Origin of the sequence: Acinetobacter sp. UNC436CL71CviS28 (assembly GCF_000620525.1) — a bacterium.
Lineage (GTDB): Bacteria > Pseudomonadota > Gammaproteobacteria > Pseudomonadales > Moraxellaceae > Acinetobacter > Acinetobacter radioresistens.
In genome coordinates, this window is the sequence record NZ_JIBB01000003.1 from 82,954 (window position 1) to 106,286 (window position 23,333).

Annotated in this window: 23 protein-coding genes; 11 read left to right on the forward strand and 12 right to left on the reverse strand. The window is 41.8% G+C overall.

Annotated features, from left to right (window positions below; all coding sequences use genetic code 11):
* Positions 1-72 precede the first annotated feature (72 nt).
* Positions 73-1,356 carry a Tol-Pal system beta propeller repeat protein TolB gene (gene tolB / locus N518_RS0102520; RefSeq protein WP_016801359.1) on the forward strand — a complete coding sequence of 428 codons (1,284 nt, stop codon included), beginning with the start codon at positions 73-75 and terminating at the stop codon, positions 1,354-1,356.
* A gap of 37 nt (positions 1,357-1,393) precedes the next feature.
* Positions 1,394-1,966, forward strand: coding sequence for a peptidoglycan-associated lipoprotein Pal (gene pal, locus N518_RS0102525; RefSeq protein ID WP_005019302.1), 573 nt, complete (start codon positions 1,394-1,396; stop codon positions 1,964-1,966).
* Between the two features lie 53 nt (positions 1,967-2,019).
* On the opposite strand, the gene N518_RS0102530 is transcribed toward pal, so the two are convergent.
* Complete coding sequence (locus tag N518_RS0102530) at positions 2,020-2,208, reverse strand: NF038105 family protein (RefSeq protein WP_005027062.1); 189 nt, start codon at positions 2,206-2,208, stop codon at positions 2,020-2,022.
* A gap of 173 nt (positions 2,209-2,381) precedes the next feature.
* On the opposite strand from N518_RS0102530, the gene N518_RS0102535 reads away from it, so the two are divergent.
* The 5 genes from N518_RS0102535 (at position 2,382) to N518_RS0102555 (ending at position 5,679) form a co-directional block, all read left to right on the forward strand.
* Complete coding sequence (locus N518_RS0102535; protein ID WP_005027064.1) at positions 2,382-3,356, forward strand: class 1 fructose-bisphosphatase; 975 nt, start codon at positions 2,382-2,384, stop codon at positions 3,354-3,356.
* A gap of 52 nt (positions 3,357-3,408) precedes the next feature.
* The gene (locus N518_RS0102540; protein WP_026443955.1) at positions 3,409-4,185 is read left to right on the forward strand and encodes a TrmH family RNA methyltransferase; all 777 of its coding nucleotides are present in this window, start codon (positions 3,409-3,411) and stop codon (positions 4,183-4,185) included.
* 163 nt (positions 4,186-4,348) lie between these two features.
* Entirely contained in the window at positions 4,349-4,969 is a 621-nt protein-coding gene (locus N518_RS0102545) for an RNA polymerase sigma factor (RefSeq protein WP_005406789.1), read from the forward strand.
* Positions 4,962-5,282: a hypothetical protein gene (locus tag N518_RS0102550; protein ID WP_005027070.1), complete on the forward strand. Its 321-nt coding sequence runs from the start codon at positions 4,962-4,964 to the stop codon at positions 5,280-5,282. The genes N518_RS0102545 and N518_RS0102550 overlap by 8 nt, the downstream gene beginning before the upstream one ends.
* On the forward strand, positions 5,272-5,679 hold the full coding sequence (locus tag N518_RS0102555) for a DUF3106 domain-containing protein (protein ID WP_005027073.1): 408 nt from the start codon (positions 5,272-5,274) through the stop codon (positions 5,677-5,679). The genes N518_RS0102550 and N518_RS0102555 overlap by 11 nt, the downstream gene beginning before the upstream one ends.
* Before the next feature lie 46 nt (positions 5,680-5,725).
* Here N518_RS0102555 and N518_RS0102560 read toward each other — a convergent pair whose 3' ends face one another.
* The 4 genes from N518_RS0102560 to cxpE form a co-directional block, all read right to left on the reverse strand.
* The gene (locus tag N518_RS0102560; protein WP_005027075.1) at positions 5,726-8,131 is read right to left on the reverse strand and encodes a CSLREA domain-containing protein; all 2,406 of its coding nucleotides are present in this window, start codon (positions 8,129-8,131) and stop codon (positions 5,726-5,728) included.
* Between the two features lie 13 nt (positions 8,132-8,144).
* Positions 8,145-9,956 (reverse strand): rhombotarget A, encoded by a 1,812-nt coding sequence (gene rbtA / locus N518_RS0102565; RefSeq protein WP_017400843.1) that lies wholly within the window; start codon positions 9,954-9,956, stop codon positions 8,145-8,147.
* A 116-nt stretch (positions 9,957-10,072) separates the two neighbouring features.
* Positions 10,073-10,780, reverse strand: coding sequence for a DnaA regulatory inactivator Hda (gene hda / locus N518_RS0102570; protein WP_026056636.1), 708 nt, complete (start codon positions 10,778-10,780; stop codon positions 10,073-10,075).
* A 21-nt stretch (positions 10,781-10,801) separates the two neighbouring features.
* Positions 10,802-11,989 carry a chloramphenicol efflux transporter CxpE gene (cxpE, locus tag N518_RS0102575; RefSeq protein ID WP_005027082.1) on the reverse strand — a complete coding sequence of 396 codons (1,188 nt, stop codon included), beginning with the start codon at positions 11,987-11,989 and terminating at the stop codon, positions 10,802-10,804.
* Between the two features lie 137 nt (positions 11,990-12,126).
* Between cxpE and purM the strand changes: the two genes are divergently transcribed.
* Complete coding sequence (gene purM / locus N518_RS0102580) at positions 12,127-13,197, forward strand: phosphoribosylformylglycinamidine cyclo-ligase (protein WP_005019280.1); 1,071 nt, start codon at positions 12,127-12,129, stop codon at positions 13,195-13,197.
* A gap of 6 nt (positions 13,198-13,203) precedes the next feature.
* Entirely contained in the window at positions 13,204-13,836 is a 633-nt protein-coding gene (gene purN, locus N518_RS0102585) for a phosphoribosylglycinamide formyltransferase (protein ID WP_005019279.1), read from the forward strand.
* A gap of 59 nt (positions 13,837-13,895) precedes the next feature.
* On the opposite strand, the gene N518_RS0102590 is transcribed toward purN, so the two are convergent.
* Together N518_RS0102590 and sppA are read right to left on the reverse strand one after the other, a co-directional pair.
* Complete coding sequence (locus N518_RS0102590; RefSeq protein ID WP_005019278.1) at positions 13,896-14,693, reverse strand: alpha/beta fold hydrolase; 798 nt, start codon at positions 14,691-14,693, stop codon at positions 13,896-13,898.
* A 17-nt stretch (positions 14,694-14,710) separates the two neighbouring features.
* Positions 14,711-15,727, reverse strand: coding sequence for a signal peptide peptidase SppA (sppA, locus tag N518_RS0102595; protein WP_005019276.1), 1,017 nt, complete (start codon positions 15,725-15,727; stop codon positions 14,711-14,713).
* A gap of 129 nt (positions 15,728-15,856) precedes the next feature.
* On the opposite strand from sppA, the gene N518_RS0102600 reads away from it, so the two are divergent.
* Complete coding sequence (locus tag N518_RS0102600) at positions 15,857-16,807, forward strand: lysophospholipid acyltransferase family protein (RefSeq protein WP_005019275.1); 951 nt, start codon at positions 15,857-15,859, stop codon at positions 16,805-16,807.
* Here N518_RS0102600 and N518_RS0102605 read toward each other — a convergent pair.
* The 3 genes from N518_RS0102605 to N518_RS0102615 all read right to left on the reverse strand — a co-directional run bounded on the left by N518_RS0102605 (position 16,800) and on the right by N518_RS0102615 (position 21,237).
* Complete coding sequence (locus N518_RS0102605; protein WP_026443956.1) at positions 16,800-19,241, reverse strand: DNA internalization-related competence protein ComEC/Rec2; 2,442 nt, start codon at positions 19,239-19,241, stop codon at positions 16,800-16,802. The genes N518_RS0102600 and N518_RS0102605 overlap by 8 nt on opposite strands.
* A gap of 84 nt (positions 19,242-19,325) precedes the next feature.
* On the reverse strand, positions 19,326-20,009 hold the full coding sequence (lolD, locus tag N518_RS0102610) for a lipoprotein-releasing ABC transporter ATP-binding protein LolD (protein ID WP_005019272.1): 684 nt from the start codon (positions 20,007-20,009) through the stop codon (positions 19,326-19,328).
* Entirely contained in the window at positions 20,002-21,237 is a 1,236-nt protein-coding gene (locus N518_RS0102615; RefSeq protein WP_005019271.1) for a lipoprotein-releasing ABC transporter permease subunit, read from the reverse strand. Before N518_RS0102615 ends, lolD begins: the two co-directional genes overlap by 8 nt.
* Positions 21,238-21,262: 25 nt before the next feature.
* Between N518_RS0102615 and N518_RS0102620 the strand changes: the two genes are divergently transcribed.
* Entirely contained in the window at positions 21,263-21,835 is a 573-nt protein-coding gene (locus N518_RS0102620; RefSeq protein ID WP_005019270.1) for a PilZ domain-containing protein, read from the forward strand.
* Positions 21,836-21,844: 9 nt separating this feature from the next.
* Here N518_RS0102620 and N518_RS0102625 read toward each other — a convergent pair whose 3' ends face one another.
* Positions 21,845-22,771, reverse strand: coding sequence for a DMT family transporter (locus N518_RS0102625; RefSeq protein ID WP_005027088.1), 927 nt, complete (start codon positions 22,769-22,771; stop codon positions 21,845-21,847).
* Positions 22,768-23,238, reverse strand: a complete 471-nt coding sequence (locus N518_RS0102630; protein ID WP_005019268.1) for a YaiI/YqxD family protein — start codon at positions 23,236-23,238, stop codon at positions 22,768-22,770. Before N518_RS0102630 ends, N518_RS0102625 begins: the two co-directional genes overlap by 4 nt.
* Between the last annotated feature and the right edge of the window lie 95 nt (positions 23,239-23,333).

Consider the following 23,333-nt stretch of genomic DNA (forward strand, 5'->3'; position numbering starts at 1 on the left):
TTAAATTATGTCATCATGTTACAAATTAGCATTCCCATACCCCAGAATCATGGAATTGAGCGCCCTGCGATTATGAATATGACGCGTAAAACTCTTTTAGCCTTTGCCTTAACAGCTGTTTTTAGTCCGGCCATCACCACTACAGCTTTTGCCCAGTTACACCTTGAAATTGCAAAGGCTCCTGAAGAAGCTCCTAAAATAGCAATAGTACCCTTTGCAAATGATCAGTCTATTTATCCAATAGTTGAAAGTGACTTGAATCGTTCAGGGCGCTTTACTAGTTCATCAAAAAATCTTCCGGCTAGCGCTGCACTCAATAATATTAATGCGCAAAGCTGGCAAGCGACTAAAATCCCTTATGTAGTGACAGGTAGTATCAAGTCTGTCGCAGGTGATTCGTATGAAGTGCATTACCAGCTTTATGATGTCGAGAAGCAGACTTATCTGTTAAATGAACTTTTAACTGTACCCGCTTCACGTATACGTCAGGCTGGCCATATGATCAGTGATGCAATCTATCAGGCACTGACAGGTATTCCTGGTGATTTTAGTGGCCGTATTGCTTATGTACTGCGCAATCCGGCAACCCCAGAACAGCGTTATACCTTACAGATCGCTGACACTGATGGTGAACAGCCGCGTACTGTCCTTTCTTCACGTGACCCGATTCTGTCTCCAGCCTGGACACCAGATGCAAAAAAACTGGCTTATGTCTCGTTTGAAACCAAGCGCCCTGCGATTTATGTGCAAGATCTGGCTACTGGGCAACGTGAAGTACTGGCCAGTTTCCGTGGTCTTAATGGTGCACCAAGTTTCTCTCCAGACGGACAGTCTATGCTCTTCACAGCGTCTATGCATGGAAACCCTGAAGTTTACCAGATGGATTTGAATACCCGTCAGCTTAAACGTATGACTAATGATTCTGCCATCGATACAGAAGCCCGATATGCACCAGACGGTAAATCTTTTATTTTTACTTCAGATCGTGGCGGTTCAGCACAGATTTACCGTTATAGCTTTGCAGATGGCTCAGTCAAGCGGTTGACTTTTAAAGGTGCATTTAATGCGCGCGGTACCTTAAGTGCAGATGGTAAAAAAGTCGCACTGGTACACCGCCCAGCCGGAAGTAACTATAAAGTTGCCATTCAGGATATTGCTACTGGCATTACCAACATTCTTACCCCAACCAGTCTGGATGAATCTCCAAGTTTTTCTCCAAATGGCCAGATGGTCGTTTATGCTACCCGTGAAGGTAACCGGGGATTACTGGCAATTATGTCAACTGATGGGCGCTTCCGGATGAATCTGCCAAGTGAACAAGGCGAAGTTCGTGAGCCTGCTTGGGCACCCAAATAATTTAACTGGCTATAACAATTTTTTCATGGAGATTAAGATGAACGCAGTAAAATATTTAACTCTTCCCTTACTGGCTGCCAGCCTAGTTATTACTGGTTGTGCCAACCGTAAACCTACTTCAGATGTTACGACCACTACCACTCCAACTACAGCGGGTACGAGTGTTAACACAACCGGTCTAAGTGAAGATGCGGCATTAAATGCACAGAATATGGCTGGTGCTTCAGCTAAAGGTGTTACCGCAGCGAATCGTGCTTATTTAGCAAAACGTGTTGTATACTTTGACTATGATAGCAGTGATCTGAGCAATGAGGATTATCAGACCCTACAGGCTCATGCCCAGTTCCTGATGGCAAATGCCAATTCAAAAGTTGCTCTAACTGGCCATACCGATGAACGTGGTACACGTGAGTACAATATGGCATTGGGTGAACGTCGTGCCAAAGCAGTACAAAGCTATTTAGTGACAAATGGTGTAAACCCCAATCAGCTTGAAGCTGTGAGCTATGGTAAAGAGATGCCAATTAATCCTGGCCATGATGAAGCAGCTTGGAAAGAAAACCGTCGTGTAGAAATCAACTACGAAGCTGTACCGCCATTACTTAAATAATTAAACGCTCAAATTTCCAAGAGCAAAGCGCACAACATCTGTTGGGCGCTTTTTTAATTCTCCGACTTTTTATCTTCTTCATTTTTTTGCATGGCTTCAATCATGTCATGCTTATTAAATTCTTTGTATTCAGGTTTCGCTTCATAACTTTCCCAAACTTCTTTCACTTTTTCAGTTGAGATATTATCCAGCTTAATTGGCTCATTTGGAGTTGGAGTCGCATCAAAATGTTTGGTCGTCATAGATTTACTTCCTTTTTTATGAACATAATTCAACATAGCATGTTCGTGTAGAGTTGCAAGCGCAAAAACAACACATCTCATCACGCAATAAAATTGTTAATTACATTGGTTCTCCTCTAAAATAGCCCAGTTCTTTTTATACATCTATTTTCTCTTTGCTGGAGCTTTTTGGTATGACCAATTACACCTTGTCCCAATATTTACAACAACAAACTGGGAATTTAACGCCTGAGCTGGCTCAAGTTATCAGCACTATTGCCGATACCTGTAAAGTAATAGATCAGACTTTACAAAAGGGTGCACTTGCAGGTGTTTTGGGCAGCGCAGAGCATGAAAATGTACAAGGTGAAACCCAGAAAAAACTTGATGTTATTTCTAATGACTATTTGATTGATGCATTAAAAGTACATCCCCAAGTAGGCGGGCTGGCTTCAGAAGAGCTTGATGAATTTACGCCTGCTCAGGAAAATGGTCAATATCTGGTATTATTTGACCCGTTAGATGGTTCAAGCAATATTGATATCAATATGTGTGTAGGAACTATTTTTTCAATTTTACCTGCAAAAAACCATATAACTCAGGCTGCCGACTTCATGCAGGCAGGGACTCAGCAGGTTGCTGCCGGTTATGTTCTATATGGCCCTTCCACAATGCTGGTACTGACTGTAGGTGCAGGCGTTGTATTCTTCACCTTTAATCCAGACAGCCAGGAATTTGTTTTAACCGCAGAGAATATTCAGGTCGCAGCCGATACCCAGGAATTTGCTATCAATGCCTCAAATCAGCGCCACTGGGAAGAACCGGTTAAGCGTTATATTGATGAACTGCTGGCTGGAAAAACTTCTACACGCGCTAAAGACTTTAATATGCGCTGGGTTGCCTGTATGGTTGGCGATATTCATCGTATTCTCTGCCGTAGCGGGATTTTCCTTTATCCATATGATTTAAAAGATCCTGAAAAAGCGGGCCGTTTACGTCTGATGTATGAAGCAAATCCAATGAGTATGCTTATTGAGCAGGCTGGTGGTGCTTCAACTACAGGTCGCGTACGCATTTTAGAAATTGAGCCGACCGATCTGCATCAGCGCGTGCCAGTGATTATTGGTTCCAAAAATGAAGTTGAGCTGGTTACAGGCTATCACCAATAATTTATTTATACAGAGATGGGTTTAACTACTCATCTCTGTGGACTCTTTACTTATGTCAATTATTTTTCTTGAATCTAAAGACAACCCTAAAATCAAACATTTACGGGGACTCATTGAACAGAACAGTTACCGTAAAAAACAGCGGCAAACTATTCTTGAAGGAACCCATCTCTGTCTGAGCTGGCTCCAGGAAAATAAAAAAATCCATTCACTGTTCAGTACTGAACAGGCATTAAATCATCCAGACTTTAAACAGATCCTTGAGTATTATCAGGGTCATGTATTTGTCTTAAGTGAAGCACTTTATCGTGATTTAAGTACCTTGGGTACAAGTTTGGCTTGTCTCGCAATTATTGATCTGCCGACAAATACCCAACCCCTGCAATATCATCTTGATACACTTATTTTAGAGAATGTACAGGACCCAGGAAATGTAGGCACATTATTGCGTTCTGCTGCCGCCGCTAATATTCAGCAGGTTGTATGTACCCAAGGCTCAGCTTCACTCTGGTCACCACGAGTACTGCGTGCTGGTATGGGAGCTCATTTTTCTTTAAATATTTATGAAAATGTCCAGCTTGAAGACATACTGGAGAAGTTTGAAATTCCTGTATTCGTAACCAGTTCACATCAGTCTGAAAGTATCTATCAGCAGGACCTCACACAACCTTGTGCATGGATTTTAGGAAATGAGGGACAGGGTGCGTCAGCATATGCGTTACAGCAAGCAAAAGCTGTCGTGATTCCCCAACCAGGTGGTCAAGAATCATTGAACGTTGCAGTTGCAGGCTCTATCTGTTTTTTTGAAATGGTTCGCCAGCGGCTCTAAAAGGTTAAATTATTTTAATAAAGGGCTAATTGTGGTTAAAAATCCTTTAAACTCTTAAAAAATAATTATCTACTATGTCAACCCAAACATTATTTTTGACGTTATTTAAGTGATGACCAACAAAATAATGAGTGGGTGTCCAATGACGGGATTTTCCATCTCTATGGATTTAGTACCGAAACAGCCTGATGCAGAACATCTCAGCAGTACGCATGCCAGTACGGCTGAGCAGCGTCTGAAGTTTTTTATGCAGGATGTGACGGGTCGTGCTCTGGTCATGATGGAAAGTGCAACACAGGGGCAACAAGGCATAGCTATGGATCTGGTACAGGAAGCATTTATTTCCCTACATAAATCCTATCGTGATAAAAGTACTGAAGAATGGTACCCCCTGTTCTATACAATTTTAAATAACAAATTACAGGACTGGCGTCGTAAGGAAGCACGCCGTGCCCAACCTTTTTCATTTTTTAGAAAAGTCAGTCTGGATTCAGATGAAGAAGAAATGATGGATATCGTGGATGAATCGAGTCCAAACCCTTCTGATTTTCTGGATCAAGCGGTTACTGCAGAAGAAATACAGGCCGCTGTTTCAAAACTTCCAGTTCGACAGCAACAGGCTTTTATGTTGCGGGCATGGGAGGGTTTTGATACCCAAACTACTGCGGAAATTATGGATTGTACCGAGGGCAGTGTAAAAACTCATTACCATCGGGCAATTCAGGGATTAAGAACAGCTTTAGCGCATTTAAATCCACATATGGGAGGATCATCAGATGAATAAAGATGATTTCACAAAAAAAGTGACTTCCAAGCTTGATACACTGGCTACTCATCATAAGGCTAAACCTGTAGTGATGAATCATGTACTCGAAACCATACAGGATCGTCCATCACCACATTACAGCATGTGGCGGATGACAGGTTTTGCTCTTGCTGCAGCCATTACTGGTTTTGTCATATTACCCAACTCTATGGAAATGACAGAGCAGCCACAAAATCAGGTTGCTGTTACTCCAAAACTTTCACCCCAAATGGTGGAAGATTTGGAAATGTTACTGGTTTTAGGTGAGGATAGGGTCGGTCATGGCAGCTAAGAAACTGGCTTTAGCTTTATGTACCTTAAGCTTTTTACAAACCAGCTTTGCAGGGTTCGAACGTTTCTGGATTTTTTCTAAAGATGCCGGGGCCCAGATTAATGAAACTTGGGACACCTTGTCCGATGAAGAACAGCGCGCCCTGATTAAACGTTATCAGACTTTAAAAGAATTACCTGAAGAACAAAGTGCCGCTCTACAGCAACGCATGGACTGGTTTACCCAGCTGCCAGAGCAGGAAAAACAGAAAATGCGTGAAACTTGGCAACAGATGAGCAGTCACGAACGGCATGATCTGAGACAAAGAATGCAAAAAGCAGCTACCTCAGAGCAACGTGCATCAATCCGCCAAGAATATATGAATAAATACATGCCTGCTGCACTTAAGGCAAACTAGATAAAAATCAATCAATTCAATAAAAAAGCCTCTTACGAGGCTTTTTTTAAACGTTACGGCGAAACCGATACATGCTTAAAGCTAATAGGCTTAATATTCCCCATATTCCAAAGCTTCCTCCTCCACCGGCAGTATTAGTATTCTTAGCTGTATTTTCTAGCAAGATAGTTGCCGTACTAGATTCCTCACCTTCAGCATCAAAAATATTATATTCAAACCGATAGTTAAACTGGCTGAAATTATTTTTGGCCTGGATATGGATCTGTCCACCATAGCAGGTCTCTCGAATATAATTACCCGGACATGGACCGGTACGGTCTGCACTGACCGTTACACCTGGAGGAATAACGCTAAAACGTATAGGTAATTCCTGTCCGTCTGCATCGTGAAAGAAGGCTGATTTATTTGTATTGAGCTTTAATTGTGATGTAGGACCATCACCATCATCACTGTCATTTTCTAGCGGATTAATACTGACTTTTAAGTCTGAGCCATACTGTAATGTATATTTATCATCTTTTGCAATTGGAGCAATATTAATAAAATCTGCTTTAACAAGTCCTGTTGAAGACTCACCCGTTTTTGCCTTGATGGTGTAAGCACAATAAGCGCTACCGGTATTAGCAGATAACTGGTCATCTGTCCGATAAATCATAATACGCTTTAACTCAGGCATCCATTCACAAAACAGATGTTCATCTTGCTGTCCATTAAACTTAAAATCTGCACCACTACCAGAAACTGAACCTACACCGTATTTATGCGTTTCGATACTATACTGATCTGTACTGAGTTCTTTTGGACGCAATTCAAGCTTGCCATTTTCGTTGAGAAATTCTTCTTCACTTGGTAAAGCCAGCGTAAAAGGATCAATGTAAATGGTACGATACTTCTGTTTCAACTTGATATTGGCAATTAGACGTTCTAATTCGCTCAACTCTTTTTGATAAATAGCCTGCTCTTCAGTATCTTCTATTTCTTTTATGCCCTCTTTCAAGTTGTCAGCTTCTTTTTGATAGGTATCTAGAACTTGTACAATAGACAGATTCTTTAAATCTGTAATATCAGCTGCTGTTAGGCGCATGCGCTCTACAGAACCGATTTCACAGGTATTTTTCATTTCAGGATTTAAAGTTAAAGTACCATTTGTAATCCGGGCCAGTCCGCGCTGATCAAGTGTACTGCAATCCTGTGTTGCGCCTGTGTTCACCAGATCTGAAGCATTCTGATTGTCCTTAGGATAATAGAGCGGTAGATAGAGATTGTATTTTGAGGGTTGCTGATAATCAGATAGAACGCTTTGACGTGAGATATTGCTCAGGTCTACCGTTGTCTGTATTTTTAATAGTTCTTCAGGCAATACACATTGACCTTCCACATTGCCAAGTTGTAGTGCATTGTATGCCAGAGTTAGCCCCAATGTCTTATTCTGGCTATTACTGTCTTTACGGACAAAGTCACAGGATTTGCCTGTATTGAAAGCTAAAACATTAAAGGCTAAAGCCTTGGTACTGTTTTCATCAAAATAAAATGTACTATTGGCCTGATTTTCTACAATGGTATTACTGATTAAAGCGAGAGATGAGGCGGAGTATAATGGACGGCCTAGCTCAGATACCGCACGAATAATATGGCCATCTACCAGATTTGCTTTATTCCGGGCAATAGTATTGGCACTTAAGGAAACACGTGTTAAGCCGCATAACTCAATCGTACTGCGGTCATTTATCGTACCATTTTGAACCAAGCTACTACGCTCTACACTGATAGCAGGCTGGGTACCCAACAGATTTGCTGAACAGTCCATGGCAAAAGCACTTCCAATTTTTGCCTGATTTCTTTGAATTAGGGTGTTTACTAAAGTCATCTGTTTTTCTAGGTTTTGTGCAATGATATAAACAGCACCACCTGCTTTATCCGACTTAGAATCTTTAATAGCCGTATTTGTCATATTTAGTGGGCCAGCTATGAGTAATGCTCCTCCTTCAGCAGAGGAATAACCATTTTTCAGTTCAATATTTTCAAGAAAGATACTGGCTTGGGTTTCTGAAGTATTGAAAATTCGGGAGGTATGATTTCCGTTGATAACTGTGCTTATAGGCCCACGTGCCGGATACTGGTGTGTTAAAGGATCTTTTGTCTTGTAATCGAACGGTGTTTCTCCATAAATCTTGACCGCACTTTCTGGCCGTAACTCTCTCTTAAGTATATATTCTCCGGCTTGCAATTGAATTCTGTCTAGCTGACCAGTTCCAGTATTTCCTGCTGTACACCCACCATATGCAATATTTTTACGGGCTGCAACCAGAGCTTCACGTAGCGAACACTTATTCAGGTTTTCGCCATCTTCATCTTCAAACGTATTGACATAAATAGTCTTGTCTTCTGCAGCCATCAAAGTCATGGCCGTCAGTATCATCAGGCTCAATAGCCCCTTTTTATAAATTTTCATTATTTGGCCCTAATTATTTTGTATACCGACGTAGCCCGACTAATGCTAAAAGCGTAAATAAACTGAACATTCCGAGTGCCCCACCGGAAGTTTTAATTTTGTCACTTTCCATGTGGTTTTCAGGTTCTTGTCTGACCTGTACATTAATTTCCATATAAGGAATATTCTGGTTAAAGCGCGTAGAAGTAGTTACCAGACGGATCTTAAAAATATCAGTTCCATGCCAGCCACCATTCGGGGTATAGACCAGATTACCTTCCTCATCAATCTTTAATGTCCCCTTAGATTGAGTCACTGTTTGTACAACTTGTATACAGCCAGCCTGCCATGCTTCTCCGGATGGATGAGGGCCTAAGATTGCGTTACATTGTTCTTTAGGAATCAGGTCGCTATCTCCAAGTAAATCGGCAACCGACATTTTGGCCTGACTACCAGTCCGTATATCTTCACCCACCAGACTTACTGTCGTTGGGACAATAATTTCAATTGCTCCACGATCGCAAAATATATTATTTGAATCTCGCGCCTGTTTGCGCTGGTCAGCAGCTTCACAGCCCACTATTTTGATATCAGGATTAAATGAATTTTTACCTTTATTGACTATAGGTGAATCCGCCAGACTGTTATAACTTAGCAGGATACGGGGACGAAAATATCCCAAAAATGTATCTTTAGGCTGACTATAGGGACATAACAGGCTATTAGGGTCCTGCGACATACTCTTGCATGCGCCCTGTAAGGTCTCTCCCGCAATCAGCTGTGTACCGGACCAGTATTCATTAGGATAATGGGTAGCACCTAATCCACATTCCTGACTGACCAGATTATTCTGTAGAATGCTTTGGTCATTTTCGGCAAAAGCACAGTTAGTCTGCTGACCACCAGGATAAGGATTTCCTAAAATGATACTGTTGGCCAAGTATCCTTTACCTAAAGGTGCATCGAATAAAATACCAGCCTGATTACCGACAATGGTCAGATTGTTTAACCCGATCCCGTCACGCAAGTTAATAATATGGCCCTGATTTTTTAAAAAAGTACTACTATTTACCCAAGCCCTAGCTTGAGGAAAATCAGTAATCTTATTTTCTTCTAGACGGCTGGCCGAATAAATATTGCTGGAACCTGTTTGAGTTGTATTATTTTCACGAAATACTGAATTTGAAATCCGGAACTCAGGAGCATGGGTATATAAAATAGCACCTGCCAGAGCTTTATTATTTTCAATAAGGCTTGATTTTATTTCAACTATACTGGCAGCAGTTTCAGCCTCTGGCTGGCCCATATTATATATTGCTCCGCCTTGGGCTGCTGATCCATTATATAAACGGGTGTATTCCAAAGTCAGATATTCATTATTATAAATTAGCCCTCCCTGTTCGGCACATTGACTGGCCCCACATCCCTGCAAAGTAATTTCACTTAGACTGACTGTCGCTAAAGTTTTTTTACTGTCATCAATGCGGAAAATATTATCAGTACCCAGCATTTGAATTGTGGCGTTATTTAAACCGGGTACATCCTTATCATTAACATCGGTGGTATAACTGGTTCTGATCGACAGGTCAGCCTTGATGTTAATATGATTGCTGAGTTTATAGACTGCTTTTTTTTCAAGCAAAATCGTAGAAGTAGATGATTTCCCACCACATCCATTATAGCCAGCTTCAGGTAAACCCAGATTGATATATTCAATGGCTTCCCGAAGCGAGCATTGTTTATCATTTGCAGAGGATATATCTTCAGTTGTTGTTACCACAATGTCAGCACTATAGGCCTGCCCCGCAATGCATAACATAGCTATGCCTATGCTCTGTTTGAGCATATCCATCTCCTTATACTTTATTTCTATTTTTTATTCTTAAGCTGCAGTTCCGTGCAACATCGAATTATTTTTCTGTACTGTGTCACAGCTTGAGTAATTACTCAAGATTTTTCCGTTTACTGGCCATACTCATCAATTAAGGCAAATATCTGGCGCAAAGTCATATTTGAAAGCCGTGTTCGCTCTCCCTTGAGCAAGGTTTCCAATTGTTCTAAAGTTTGTAAAAGACGTGCTGCCTGATGTGGCCCATGTAATAAAAGATAATCAATAATCTGTTGGTCTAGCTGTACGCCCCTGCGTGCTAGTACTGAATGAACTAGTGCTTGACGATCTGCATAGAGACTACCGTTGGGCACTTTTACACTGACCGCCTGAGTCAGCCGTGACTGCAAATCAGGTAGTTCAAGTTTCAATTCCATTGGTGCAAACCGTGAGGAAAAAATCAGCTGCCCTCCCTCTTCATTATTATAATTAATAAGATGAAAAACGGCACGCTGCCAATGTGGAACACCACTTATAGCTTCGATATCATCCAGTGCAACAAGATCATATTTTTCCAGTGATGTAATTGCTTCAATAGGCGCATCCAAGAGTTCAAGAAGTGAAACTTTAATGGCAGATTTACCTACCTCCATATAGGAATCGCAAATCGCAGACAGAAGATGGCTTTTACCTGAGCCTGCTGCACCATAAATATAAAACCGGTTCATGAGACCAGCATGCAACTGCCGGACTGCATCTACTACAGGCCCCCAGCTTGGCCCGGAAAAATCACTGATCCGAGCATCAAGTTGAAGTTCTATATTCAGTTGCAGCTGACGCATATATTTGGCCATATCCTATCGTTATTTAGTATCAATATGAACTGTCTTTTCAGTATCTTGCGACTTTTCAAGCTCAATATCAAGATTTACCTGTTCGGCATCTATAATGAGACTGTCCGTACCTTTATCTCCCATCAGATTAGGTGGACCATAGAATGTACTGTGTTCATAGCATTCACGTAAATGTCTAAGCAGTACTACAATCACCGCAGCCATTGGCAAAGCAATGAGCATACCGAAGAAACCAGCTAGCTGTGCACCGGCCAGTACAGCAAAGACAACAGCAACAGGTGATAAACCTATCTTATCACCGAGTAGGAAAGGCTGCAGGATATAACCTTCTACCGCCTGACCCACCATAAAGACGACACCAACCAGAATTAGCTGGGTCCAGTCCAAACCGAACTGGAACAATGTCGCAATGACTGCGGCAATAATCCCTACGGCAAAACCCAGATAAGGAATAATACTGGCAAGCCCGGCAACCATTCCAATGATCAGCCCGACTTCAAGACCAATCAGCTGTAAACCTACTGCGTAAACAATTCCCAGCAGGATCATGACCAAGAATTGCCCTTTAACGAAGGCACCTAATACATTATGGCATTCATGAACTACCTGAATAGTATTTTTTTCATAAGGCCGTGGAATCAGGCGACGCATACTGTTCAGCATCCGGTCCCAGTCCAGCAGAAAGTAAAAAGCAATAATTGGTATCAGAACAATTGTACCGCCAATCTGGATGAAATTTAATCCGGATTGCGCCAGACGTAGCAACATGGTCTGAATACTATCTGCACTATAATTGGTCTGAATATAATCCATGACTACAGTAGAAATCTGTTCAGTATCAATTTCCATCTGCTCGACATTAAATGTATTAGAAACCCAAGGTAAAAAGGTCGCGTTTAACCAATGTATACCTGCTGGAATACTGTCACGCGCATAAACCAGTTGCTGCCAGACCAAAGGCACCACATACCAGATTGCCAGTACCAGGAGAATACCAATTCCAATAAAGACAATACTGATCGAGAGCCAGCGCGGTAAATGATATTTGTGGAGCCATGCCACTAGCGGACTAAATAGATAAGCAATCAGAAAGGCCATTAAAAATGGTATGACTACCGGTTTTAGCAGGTAAAGCACCCAAAGTAATAATGCAATCGCCGCAAGAATAAAAATACGACGTAAGGTACGGTCGACCATGGAAACACGCCTTTTATAAGTATCTAATCATTATGAAGAAAGAAATATTTTAGTAAAATAGCATTTTAGAGCATAAATAACATAAGAGTTTCGTATATTCAGGTTATAATCCCCCGCGCGAACGCGGAGACTTCATTATGAGCAACTCAACTTCTACCCCAAATACTGGTTTAAGCTACAAAGATGCAGGTGTCGACATTGAAGCGGGAGACGCATTAGTCGATCGAATCAAATCTGTTGCCAAGCGCACCTCACGTCCTGAAGTGATGGGCGGACTTGGTGGTTTTGGTGCACTTTGTAAAATTCCTAAAGGTTATGAAGAACCTGTTCTCGTATCTGGCACGGATGGTGTGGGTACCAAATTACGTTTAGCACTGAATTTAAACCGTCATGACACGATTGGTCAGGACCTGGTGGCAATGTGCGTAAATGACCTTCTTGTATGTGGTGCAGAGCCATTGTTCTTCCTTGACTATTATGCAACAGGCCACTTAAACGTAGAGGTTGCTGCAAATGTTGTTACAGGAATTGGTGCAGGTTGCGAACTTGCTGGCTGTGCGTTAGTGGGTGGTGAAACTGCTGAAATGCCAGGCATGTATGAAGGTGAAGATTATGATTTGGCAGGTTTCTGCGTAGGTGTAGTTGAGCAAAGCAAAATTATTGATGGTTCTAAAGTTAAAGCCGATGATGTACTGATTGGAATTGCATCTTCAGGTGCGCACTCTAATGGCTACTCTCTACTTCGTAAAATTTTAGATGTAAAAAATGTTGACTTAACTCAAATCGTTGATGGTCGCCCACTTGCAGATACTGCAATGGAACCTACCCGCATTTACGTCAAGCCAATCCTTGAATTACTCAAACAGGTTGATGTGCACGCAATGGCACACATCACAGGTGGCGGTTTACCGGGTAACTTACCGCGCGTACTTCCAAATGGTGCTCAAGCAGTCATTAATGAATCTTCTTGGGAATGGCCAGAATTGTTTAAACTTCTTCAAAAGGAAGGTGGTGTTGAACAATTTGAAATGTACCGCACATTTAACTGTGGCGTAGGTATGGTATTGGCTGTTGATGCGGCAGATGCTGAGAGAACGGTTAACACGCTGAATAACCTCGGCGAAAAAGCATGGATAATGGGTCACATTGTTGACAATGCTGAATCTGTTGAGGGTGCAGATGAAAAAATTCGTGTGATCTTCGCGTAATTTCATATGATTAAAATTGCTGTACTCGTTTCGGGCAGTGGCTCTAATTTACAGGCCCTGATCGATGCCAAACTATCAGGCCAAATTGTTGGTGTACTGTCCAACCGGCCTGATGCTTATGCTCTAGAACGTGCTAAACAGGCAGGAATTAAGACTGCTCTTGTTGAACATAAACAGTATCCAAGCCGGGAAGCATTTGATGATGTTATGCATCAGCAGCTGCTTGACTGGGGAGTTAATCTGGTCGTGCTAGCAGGCTTCATGCGGATTTTAAGTGAAAAATTTGTCAAAGCCTGGGAAGGGAAAATGCTGAATATTCACCCTTCCCTGTTGCCTTATTATAAAGGTATGCATACTCATCAGCGTGTAATTAATACAGGTGATGTATATCATGGCTGTACAGTTCATTATGTGACAGCTGAATTAGATGCTGGTCAGGCACTAGCGCAGGGAATACTTTCGGTTAAAAGAACTGATACAGTTGAGACTTTGGCAAACCGTGTACATGAGTTAGAACACCTGGTTTACCCTCAGGTGGTTGAATGGATCTGTATTGGCGCCGTTCAGCATCTAGAAGATGGCTCTGTACTTTATAGAAATTCTCTGTTGACTAAACCCATGCAGTTTTGCAAGTTATAATACAATTTATGCCAATAAAAAAGCGCCCACATATAGGCGCTTTTTTATTGGCTCATCATTTATGCATGGATCAGCTGTTTTACCAGTCGGCCCACCTCAACAGGATGTTCTAACGGGAACATATGGCCGCCCTCGGCTATGCTAAAAGAAACACCGATTTTTTTCTTGGCTACGTGTGGAAAACGCCGCTTAAGAAAAACACTTTTATCTCCGACCACAAGATGTACTGGTATTTTCGGTTTTGCCATCGGTAACCACCAGAGCGAAGGATTCTTCCTAAAGATTTCTACTTCATCATTTTTAGGGATAGTCAGAGTTACGCCACCCCTTACCGGATCTTCAGTTAATGCATATTTCAGATAGGCCTGAAAACAGTCTGCATCAAAATCTTTATAGAAACCTTTAGTGCGAAGTAACTCGCCTGCCTGCTCGCGCGACTCCCAATGATCACGTCGCCGCACCGATAACCCTGCTGGAGTCATCTGATCTACCAGTTGGGGTTTAAAGCATTTAGCCATATGGAAAACAAAAGATGCTTTTCCCATAATCAACGGCGGATCTAGCATAATGACCTGTGAAAATAACTCGGGACGTTGATAAGAAGCCATCATCGTGAGAACTGAACCTAGCGAATGTCCAAGCCCGATAACTTTGCGACCATGAGCCTGCCGAACGATGCTGTCGATGATCTGCTCTACCAGATGAGGCCAGTGATTGGTAATTGGATAACGTTTATCTGGGCCAATCAAAGGCACATAAATAATGTCGTATTCATCACGCAACTGTTCAAACAACTTTTCATAAACTTTTGAAGGCACACCATTGGCATGTGCAAAGTGTATTAATGGCTTCGTCATATATCCCTTTATGTTCATTATTGCAGCTTGGTATCCTGCTGAATTTTAAGTTGCTGGGTAACTGATTCACTAAAGCCCTGGCCTATTTCAGAACCTACCCGGCCAAGTACCGATTCAAATGGGCTACGCTGAACTGTATAATCCAGAACATTATCCAGTTTAAGCTCACGTTTAAGACTGTTTATGCTTCCGGTACGATCTGCAACGCCCAGTTTAACCGCCTGCTCACCGCTCCAGAATAATCCTGAAAAAATTGCAGGGTCATTACTCTTCAGGCGCTTGCCACGGCCTTCTTTTACAGCAGCAATAAAGTGACTATGCACATTGTCTAAGACCGTCTGTACATGCTCCCTCTGTGCAGGATTGACTGGTTTAGTCATGCTCAGAATATCTTTATTGTCGCCTGAAGTTAATGTCCGGTCTTCAACACCCAGTTTCTGCGCAAGGCCCATCACCCCATAGTTTGGCATAATCACACCAATTGAGCCGACCAAACTGGATGGATTAACCCAGATTTCATCAGCAGCCGAAGCAATATAATAAGCGCCTGAGGCTCCCATATCACCAATTAGTGCATATACTTTCTTCTCAGGATACTGCTGTTTGTAATAGCGAATTTCCTGCCAGATCTCATCTGACTGGACAGGTGACCCCCCAGGTGAATTGATATTGAGCACAATTGCGTGACTGTTTTTTGCTTCAAATGCACGTTTCAAAGCTTTATTGGTATCTTCACTATTTACGGAACGGTCACTAGAGTCAATCGTACCAATAATATCGATCACAGCCAGATGAGCATTTGAACTTGAGCCTGCCCCACTGGTAGTTGCCGTAGTACAGCCCCTACCCATCATGAGCAAAAGCAATAGAATATAGGCAAAAGTCAAACACTTAAAAAATATTCCCCAGCGACGGCTACGGCGCTGTTCTTCAACAGAAGCCAGTACAGCTTTTTCTAGTATCTGCCACTCTTTACCGCTTCTGCTGTCTGAACTTGGAACTTCATTATTAGGTTTTGGCGGCCAATCCGACATATATATTTATCCGAAAAGTAAAATATCTTCATTATATACACTGGAAAATGAAAAACTGTCTAAATAAAGCTTTTTAACTTATAATATTTTTTCTTTTACGTTTGTTAAGCAGAATCCTACATTTAAATAATGACTAGCTCAAATTCCCAGCCTTTATCTTATCGTCTTTTGAAAATCATTAGTCGCCAGCCTATACGAGTATCACGCTTTATTGCTCGTATACTTGCAGGTCTGATGAATACTTTAAAACTGTCGAATACCTCAAAAACAATAAATCTGAATCTGGAGATTGCTTTTCCATATCTGCTGACCGAAAAGCGTAATCAGATTATTCGTCAGGCTATACGCAATGAAATACAGTCATACTTTGAATTTTTTAGTATTTGGGGCTCAAGTACAGAGAAGAATATTTCAAGAATTCATAAAATTGTAGGCGAGCATTATTTTCATCAGGCGGTGGCAGCCAAAAAAGGATTAGTCCTGATCGTTCCGCACTTTGGCACATGGGAGATTATGAACTCTTGGTGTTCGCAATATACATCAATGACCATTCTCTATAAACCGGTCAAAGACCCGTATGCAGATCAGTTCGTCCGCGAAGCGCGCAGCCGTGAGCAGGCCAATCTGGTTCCTACAGATGAAACTGGTGTTCGCCAGATTTTTAAGGCGCTTAAACAGGGAGGCACAACTGTTATCTTGCCTGACCATACACCAAATGTGGGTGGTGATCTGGTGGAATACTTTGGTGTACCCTTAGCCTCAAGCAGCCTGAGCGCCAAGCTGATTCAAAAAACTAAGTCCAGTACTTTGCTTCTTTACGCCATCCGTAATGAACAGGATGGCTTTAATATGTTTATTGAACCAATTGATGAGAAAATTTATGAAGGCAGCGCTGTAGAAGGTACCCAAGTTATTCATCATGTGATCGAAGATTTGATTACACGCTATCCCGAACATTACCACTGGAGCTATAAACGTTTTAAGGCTCACCCAGAATTACGCTCCATTTATACGCTTGATAAAGCTGAAGCACTACAAAAAGTGGATCAGCTGCGGCAGCACAACAAAAATCTTACTTAATCTTTAACCATTTCCACTGCTCTCTATAGAGCGTGTAATTTATTTGTTCATCAGCTTCTTGATAAAATTCAATATTACCGGTTTGGGCAGTTAAAAGAAGTGGAATATCAAGTGCCTTTAGACGTACCTTAACTTCTTTGGTCGGGTGACCATAACGGTTATTCTGTCCTGCTGAGGCAATTGCCAGCTTAGGATGCAAATATTTTAGAAAACTGTAAGCAGAACTGTGCTTACTGCCATGGTGACCCAATACTAGTACGTCGACTTGAAGTTCGGGATACTTTTTCATGAGTTCATATTCAGTTGGCCAGCCAGCATCTCCCATAATCAAGAAATTCCGGTAAGGCTGGGCCTGGTTTAATTGCACATATAACACACATGAATATTCATTCGGATTGGCTTCTACCATTGATGGGTAAGTATTTAAGCCAGGTGATAGTACCTGGACCTTAAAATTCTGATAAGACCAGCTTTGTCCTTCCCGGCATGGTGATGACTGTTTTATATTCCATGTTTCAGGTAACTGGGTATTGGCTATTACTTCATCGATTTTAATTTTTTGGCTTAATGGTAAGAGTGCCCCGCTATGATCCTGATCCAGATGAGTTAATAGCACCCGATCTAAGCGAGCTATCCCTTGGGAAAATAAAAATGGTGCAAGAATTTGCTGGCCTATACTGAATTTGGTTTCATCATAGTAACCGCCTGTATCTAACATTATTTTTTGCTGACTACTCTGAAGTAGAATGGCTTGGCCCTGCCCTACATCTAAAACGGTTAACTTAAAATCCGAGTCTGGTGCCCTACTCGTAAAAACTGGTACAAAACATAACAGCGCCCAAGCTTTAGGAATAACAGATCGAGGCAGATATAAAATAATCAGGCCGATACTGAGGCTCACAATAAGCAACGGTGTAAATGCAATTCCCTGTAATTGGGGATTAAACAGATGGTCCAGTATTTCTAATATCCACAAGCCTAAATTCAAGCCTAAATCGCTACAATGAAATAAAAGCAGGCCCAAAGGAGAAATGATATAGGAAAGACATGCAGCCAGTATATCTAGCGGCACTACGACAGCACCTAATAATGGAATGACAAGAATATTGGTCAATGGCGCAATCCAGCTTACCTGTTTGAAAAAAATCAGTACTAACGGAAAGAGAGCAATAAAAATTTTCCCTTGTGATTCAATCAGTAACTTTCCAGCAGTTAAAACTCTTTGCTTCCAGTTAAAAGCCGGTTGGGCAGGCTGCCGATCTATACTTTCATAAATGCGCAACAGAATAAAACAGGCCCCGAAAGAAAGCCAGAAAGCTGCCGAGAGAACACTAAAAGGATCTATCCATAATAGTAAACTGGCACTTGCCAGCAATAAGCTTAATGCCTGGATTTTTTGTCTTAATAAAAGCAGGCTACTCCCTAGCAGAGTAATGAGCAGTGTTCGTAGTGCCGGAATCTCGAAACCGACAAAAGCGCTGTAAAGTAATACACAAAAACAGAAAGGAAAAACCAGCAGATAAGGGCGAGGCAAGCTTAAATAGAGTTTTGGACCATACAGCCGTATCAGGGTTTGCAATACCCAGCTGACCAGAGCTGCGAAAATTAATACGTGTGGGCCAGAAATTGCCAGCAGGTGACTGATTCCCAGCCGCTGAAATTGTTCTTCTGTTTCAGAGGAAAGTAAGCTTTTATCACCTGTAAGAAGTGCTAAAATCAGGCCTTTATTTTTCAGTGTGCTATTTTGAATAAAAGTACGAAAATGATAGCGCTGCCGCTCCATCAGTAATAGAAGACCATTGATCCAACCCTGTTGATTATTCAGATATTGATTAAAACCAAGCCGGTAAACTGCCTCATGGTCCAATTTCTCTATTTTCCAGATTTTTACACTGGCCATGATATTCTGCTGAATAAACCATTTTTCCTGATCAAATACTCCCGGCATGGCATATCCATGAGCAGGTATGACTTCCCCATAAATCCGGTAATATTCTCCTAACTCAAATTTTATAGGTTGCTCAGGTATATTTTTAAATGTGAGCCACCATTGAACAGGCTGTTTTTTCTGGTCAAGTACTTCCACTTTTTGCCTGATCTGCTTCTCAGAACGCTCATCAATATGTCGGATATAAACAATTGCCTCAATATTTCTTGTTTCTGTTTCCCTGTTATCTAGACGTTGTTCTAGCGCATGGTCAGCGTAGCGATAACCCAATGTGCCTGTCAGGATGCCTAAGGCTAGAATAAAAACTGCTCTAGATAACCATGGAATCGGATGGTGCGACTCCAGCTTACTATATTGATACCAATATAATAGCCCTGAACCTACGCTGAAGATCATCAGTCCAGGTAACAGAAAAACAGGTAAGTTAAAAGTTTTCCCCATGACCGAGATTCCAGCAATCCAGGCCAATAAAATAGTTTTCCACATGATTTTTATATTTATAACTTATTAAAATAATTAAAGCCCATACTGATGGGCTTTAACAAGGTTAATGATCAGATTATCTCCGACTTACGCGTTCACCCATAAGCCATCCTGCATATGCAGAATTGAATCGGCAGCTTGGGCCAGCTGCTCATCATGAGTTACAATCAGCATTGCCATGTTCAATTCCTGACGCAGTTCACTTAATAACTCAAAGATACCTACAGCAGTTTTACGGTCCAGGTTACCTGTCGGCTCATCAGCCAGCATTAAAGCAGGTTTGGTTACCAATGCCCGCGCCAAAGCTACACGCTGACGCTCACCACCAGATAATTCGCCTGGTTTATGGGTTATCCGGTGTGACAGGCCGACCCGTTCCAGCAAGTATTCTGCTTGCTGTTTGGCTTCTTTAAACTGTGTATTTTTGCGCAGCATCAGGGGCATTGCTACATTTTCGAAAGCAGTAAACTCTGGCAGTAAATGATGAAATTGGTAGACAAACCCAAGATACTGGTTACGCATAAAACCACGTTCAGCTTCACCTAAATTGTCAAAGCGCTGTCCATTTAGAAACACCTCACCCTCAGTTGGCCGGTCTAGCCCCCCTAAAACATGTAGTAAGGTACTTTTACCAGAGCCACTGGCTCCAACAATCGATGTAAACTCACCCGCCTTGATCTCTAAAGATAAGCCTTTAATCACCTCTACGGTTGATTTCCCATCCGTGAAATGCTTATAGATATTACGGGCTTCAAGTACTGTATTATTCATAACGTAAAGCCTCGGCAGGTTGAATTTTAGCTGCACGCAGTGCCGGATAAATAGTTGCCAGAAAGCTTAAAATCAGAGACAGACTGACGATGACTACGACATCCTGCCATCTGAGATAAGAAGGCAAATAATTAATAAAGTAGGCATCAAACAGGTGCAGACCAAAAGCATTATTCAGCCATGAAATAAAGCTGCTGATACTTGAGGCAAAAATAATTCCTAAAATTGCGCCTGATACTGTCCCGATGACTCCAATTACTGTTCCCTGTACCATAAATATACGGGTAATTGTAGCGGGTGATGCACCTAGTGTTCTTAAAATAGCGATATCAGATTTTTTATCGGTCACTACCATGACCAGAGAAGAAACAATATTAAATGCAGCAACCAGAACGATTAGAAACAGGAGCAGGCTTACCATCGCTTTTTCCATCTGGATGGCACTAAACAGGTTCCCATGAGTATAGGTCCAGTCCGAAGCATAGAAATTCCCTGGTAATTCACGGGCAATCGAGCTAGCTACCTGAGGTGCACTGAAGATATCATCCAGCTTCAGACGTACACCCTGAGCACCATCCGGCAAACGTAACAAAGTCGAAGCATCATTTAAGGCAATATAGCCCATCATGGAATCTACTTCAGCTCCAATACTGAAAATGCCCACAATTTTGAAACGTTTAAAGCGAGGCACAACCCCTGCCGGTGAAGGTGTGGCTTCAGGCAATACTAAAGTGACACTGTCATTCAGCCCGAGGCCGAGTGCATCTGTCATCTGTTTCCCCAGCACAATACCAAATTCACCTTTTTTCAGGCTATCAATGCTTCCCTCAACCATATGATCCTGAATAATAGAAACCTTTTTTTCATATTGAGGTTCTATTCCAGTTACCATCAGACCTGCAACTTGGCCTTGTGCAGTTAGCATCCCCTGTAACTGGGTAAATGGTGCTGCGCCAGTAACATGTTCGTGGCTCTCGACTTTTTTTGCAAGTTCGGGCCAATCTGTTAAAATCTGGGTTGAAGAAACTGTGGCCTGAGGTATCATGCCCAAAACACGGTTTTTTAACTCTCGGTCAAAACCATTCATGACAGACAGAACTGTAATAAGAACTGCTACACCCAAGGTCAGGCCGATCATGGAAACTAAAGCAATAAAAGAAATAAAGTGATTACTACGCCGTGCGCGAGTGTATCTCAACCCTATATACAGCGAGATTGGTTTAAACATACCATCTAGTCCGAGGTAATTCATTATGGAAACATTACAGCATCAGGGTGCTTCGAACGAACGTCGCGTGATGTCCCGCATTGATGCTGCTTTAAGGATTAATTATCAGATTATCTCTGATGATGTTGCTCTTAACGATCCTTACGACCCTAATTTTGTATTGCCGCGTTATTTTCTACTACTTGCAGAATTAGATCAATTTGATCATGCTATTAACTACGAATTAGAACAATTAAATCAAAAAGATCAACAAATTGCTCGAATACTATCCTTATTTAACCAGAAAATGAATCTGATTACAGGGTCTCTTTATGACGCTATCGTCCAGACCATGCTACCTGTGCCTGAACAGGTTAATATTTCAGAAAGTGGTATCAGCTTTTATACAAATCAACAGCTTAAAGATGGAAGCTATATTCATTTAACATTAAGTCATCCTGATAATTTCTTTCATGTAGCAACAATTGCCCAAGTGGTTTATAGCAAGCCTAAGGATGAAACAGGCTTCCGGACAGGAGCTTATTTTGTGACACTGCATCCTCAAGATCGTGCCAAGCTTGCTGAATGTATTAATTCTACTCAAGGTGTAGCAAGCTAGATTAAAGTTCTAATTACTTTTAATTTTCTGGGCAAGTTCACGACTTGCCTTAATATCACGATAAAAGTAAAGAAAAAGTCCTGATAACAGTACAGTAGCGCCCACAAAAATCATGACTGTCAGTTTTTCATGATTTAATACTGAACCAATGAGAATAGCCAGCATCGGTGTCATGACGTTGGTTAAAGACAGAGTAGTTGCCTGAATGTTCTGGACCAGTTTGAAATAACAGAACATTGCAACCAGAGATGCCATAATCACCGTATAGAATAAAGCCATCAACGATTTGGTATCTGGAATATGGCTCGGTGCATACTGCCAGATGAAAGGAAGCAGCAGCATACAACCGAGCACGGACACGATAATCGAACCAGTCGCCTGTGCCATTGGTTCAACCTGCGCATTTACTTTCTTTACCCAGAAAATAGATAAAGCATAATTAAAAACACTCAGCAACATCAGGAGAATGCCTACAGGATGAACCTGCTGGCCTGTATTTCCTCCCAGACAAATAATCGAGAGCCCTGCTACTGCGATCCCCATTCCCAGCCATTGCATACTATATAAATGCTGCTTAAATAAAAAACGGCCAATTAAACCTGCCATAATTGGTGCCAGCCCAAACATCAATGCAATAATGCCTGAACTGAGATAACCTGTCGCTGCATAGGTAAAAATTTGCGAACCAATCAAGCTAAAGGAACCCGCGATATAACTGTGCAGCGCTACTTTATGAATGGGAAGCTTTACTCTGAGCAAGAGCAGCAAAAGAGCTGCTAGTGGTAAAGCTATAAAAAAACGAATCACCATTGCCCACATGACATGCAGATCATGGACGCTCCAGACGATTGCCAGTGGAGTAGTAGCCCAGATGAATACCAGAATAGTGTAGGTAAACACAATATTGCCGCGAGAGACCGGCACCTTCTGATTCATGAGGCTGTCTTACGCTTCTGCTTTAATATGGTCTGATCCAGGCTACTGGCAAACTCACGTTTATCTCGGTCTGAAATAGGTGGTGGGCCACCTGTCTGAACCCCAGCTCCGCGCAAGGTATCCATAAAGTCCCGTAAATGCAACCGCGCTTTAATATTAGCTGTAGTGAAAATCTCTCCACGAGGGTGAATAGCGATACCCCCCTTTTCGATGACCTGTGCGGCCAATGGAATATCTTGTGTTACCACAATGTCATTATTTTGCATCCGGTTGACAATTTCCTGATCGGCTTGGTCAGCCCCACCCATGACCTGAATCGAATTAATACGTACTGATGGAGTAATCCCGACATTCTGGTTTGCCACAAAAGTTACTTCAAGCTGGTAACGATCTGAAGCCCGCATAATCACATCACGTAAAATACGCGGTAGAGCATCCGCATCAATCCATAATTTAAAGGGCAGCACCTGAAAACTCCGTAAGTATAAGATTCTCAGTTTAACAAAGTTCAGTTATTTTTTAGGAACAATCTTTATAAATTATCCTTTATTGCCATATTCTT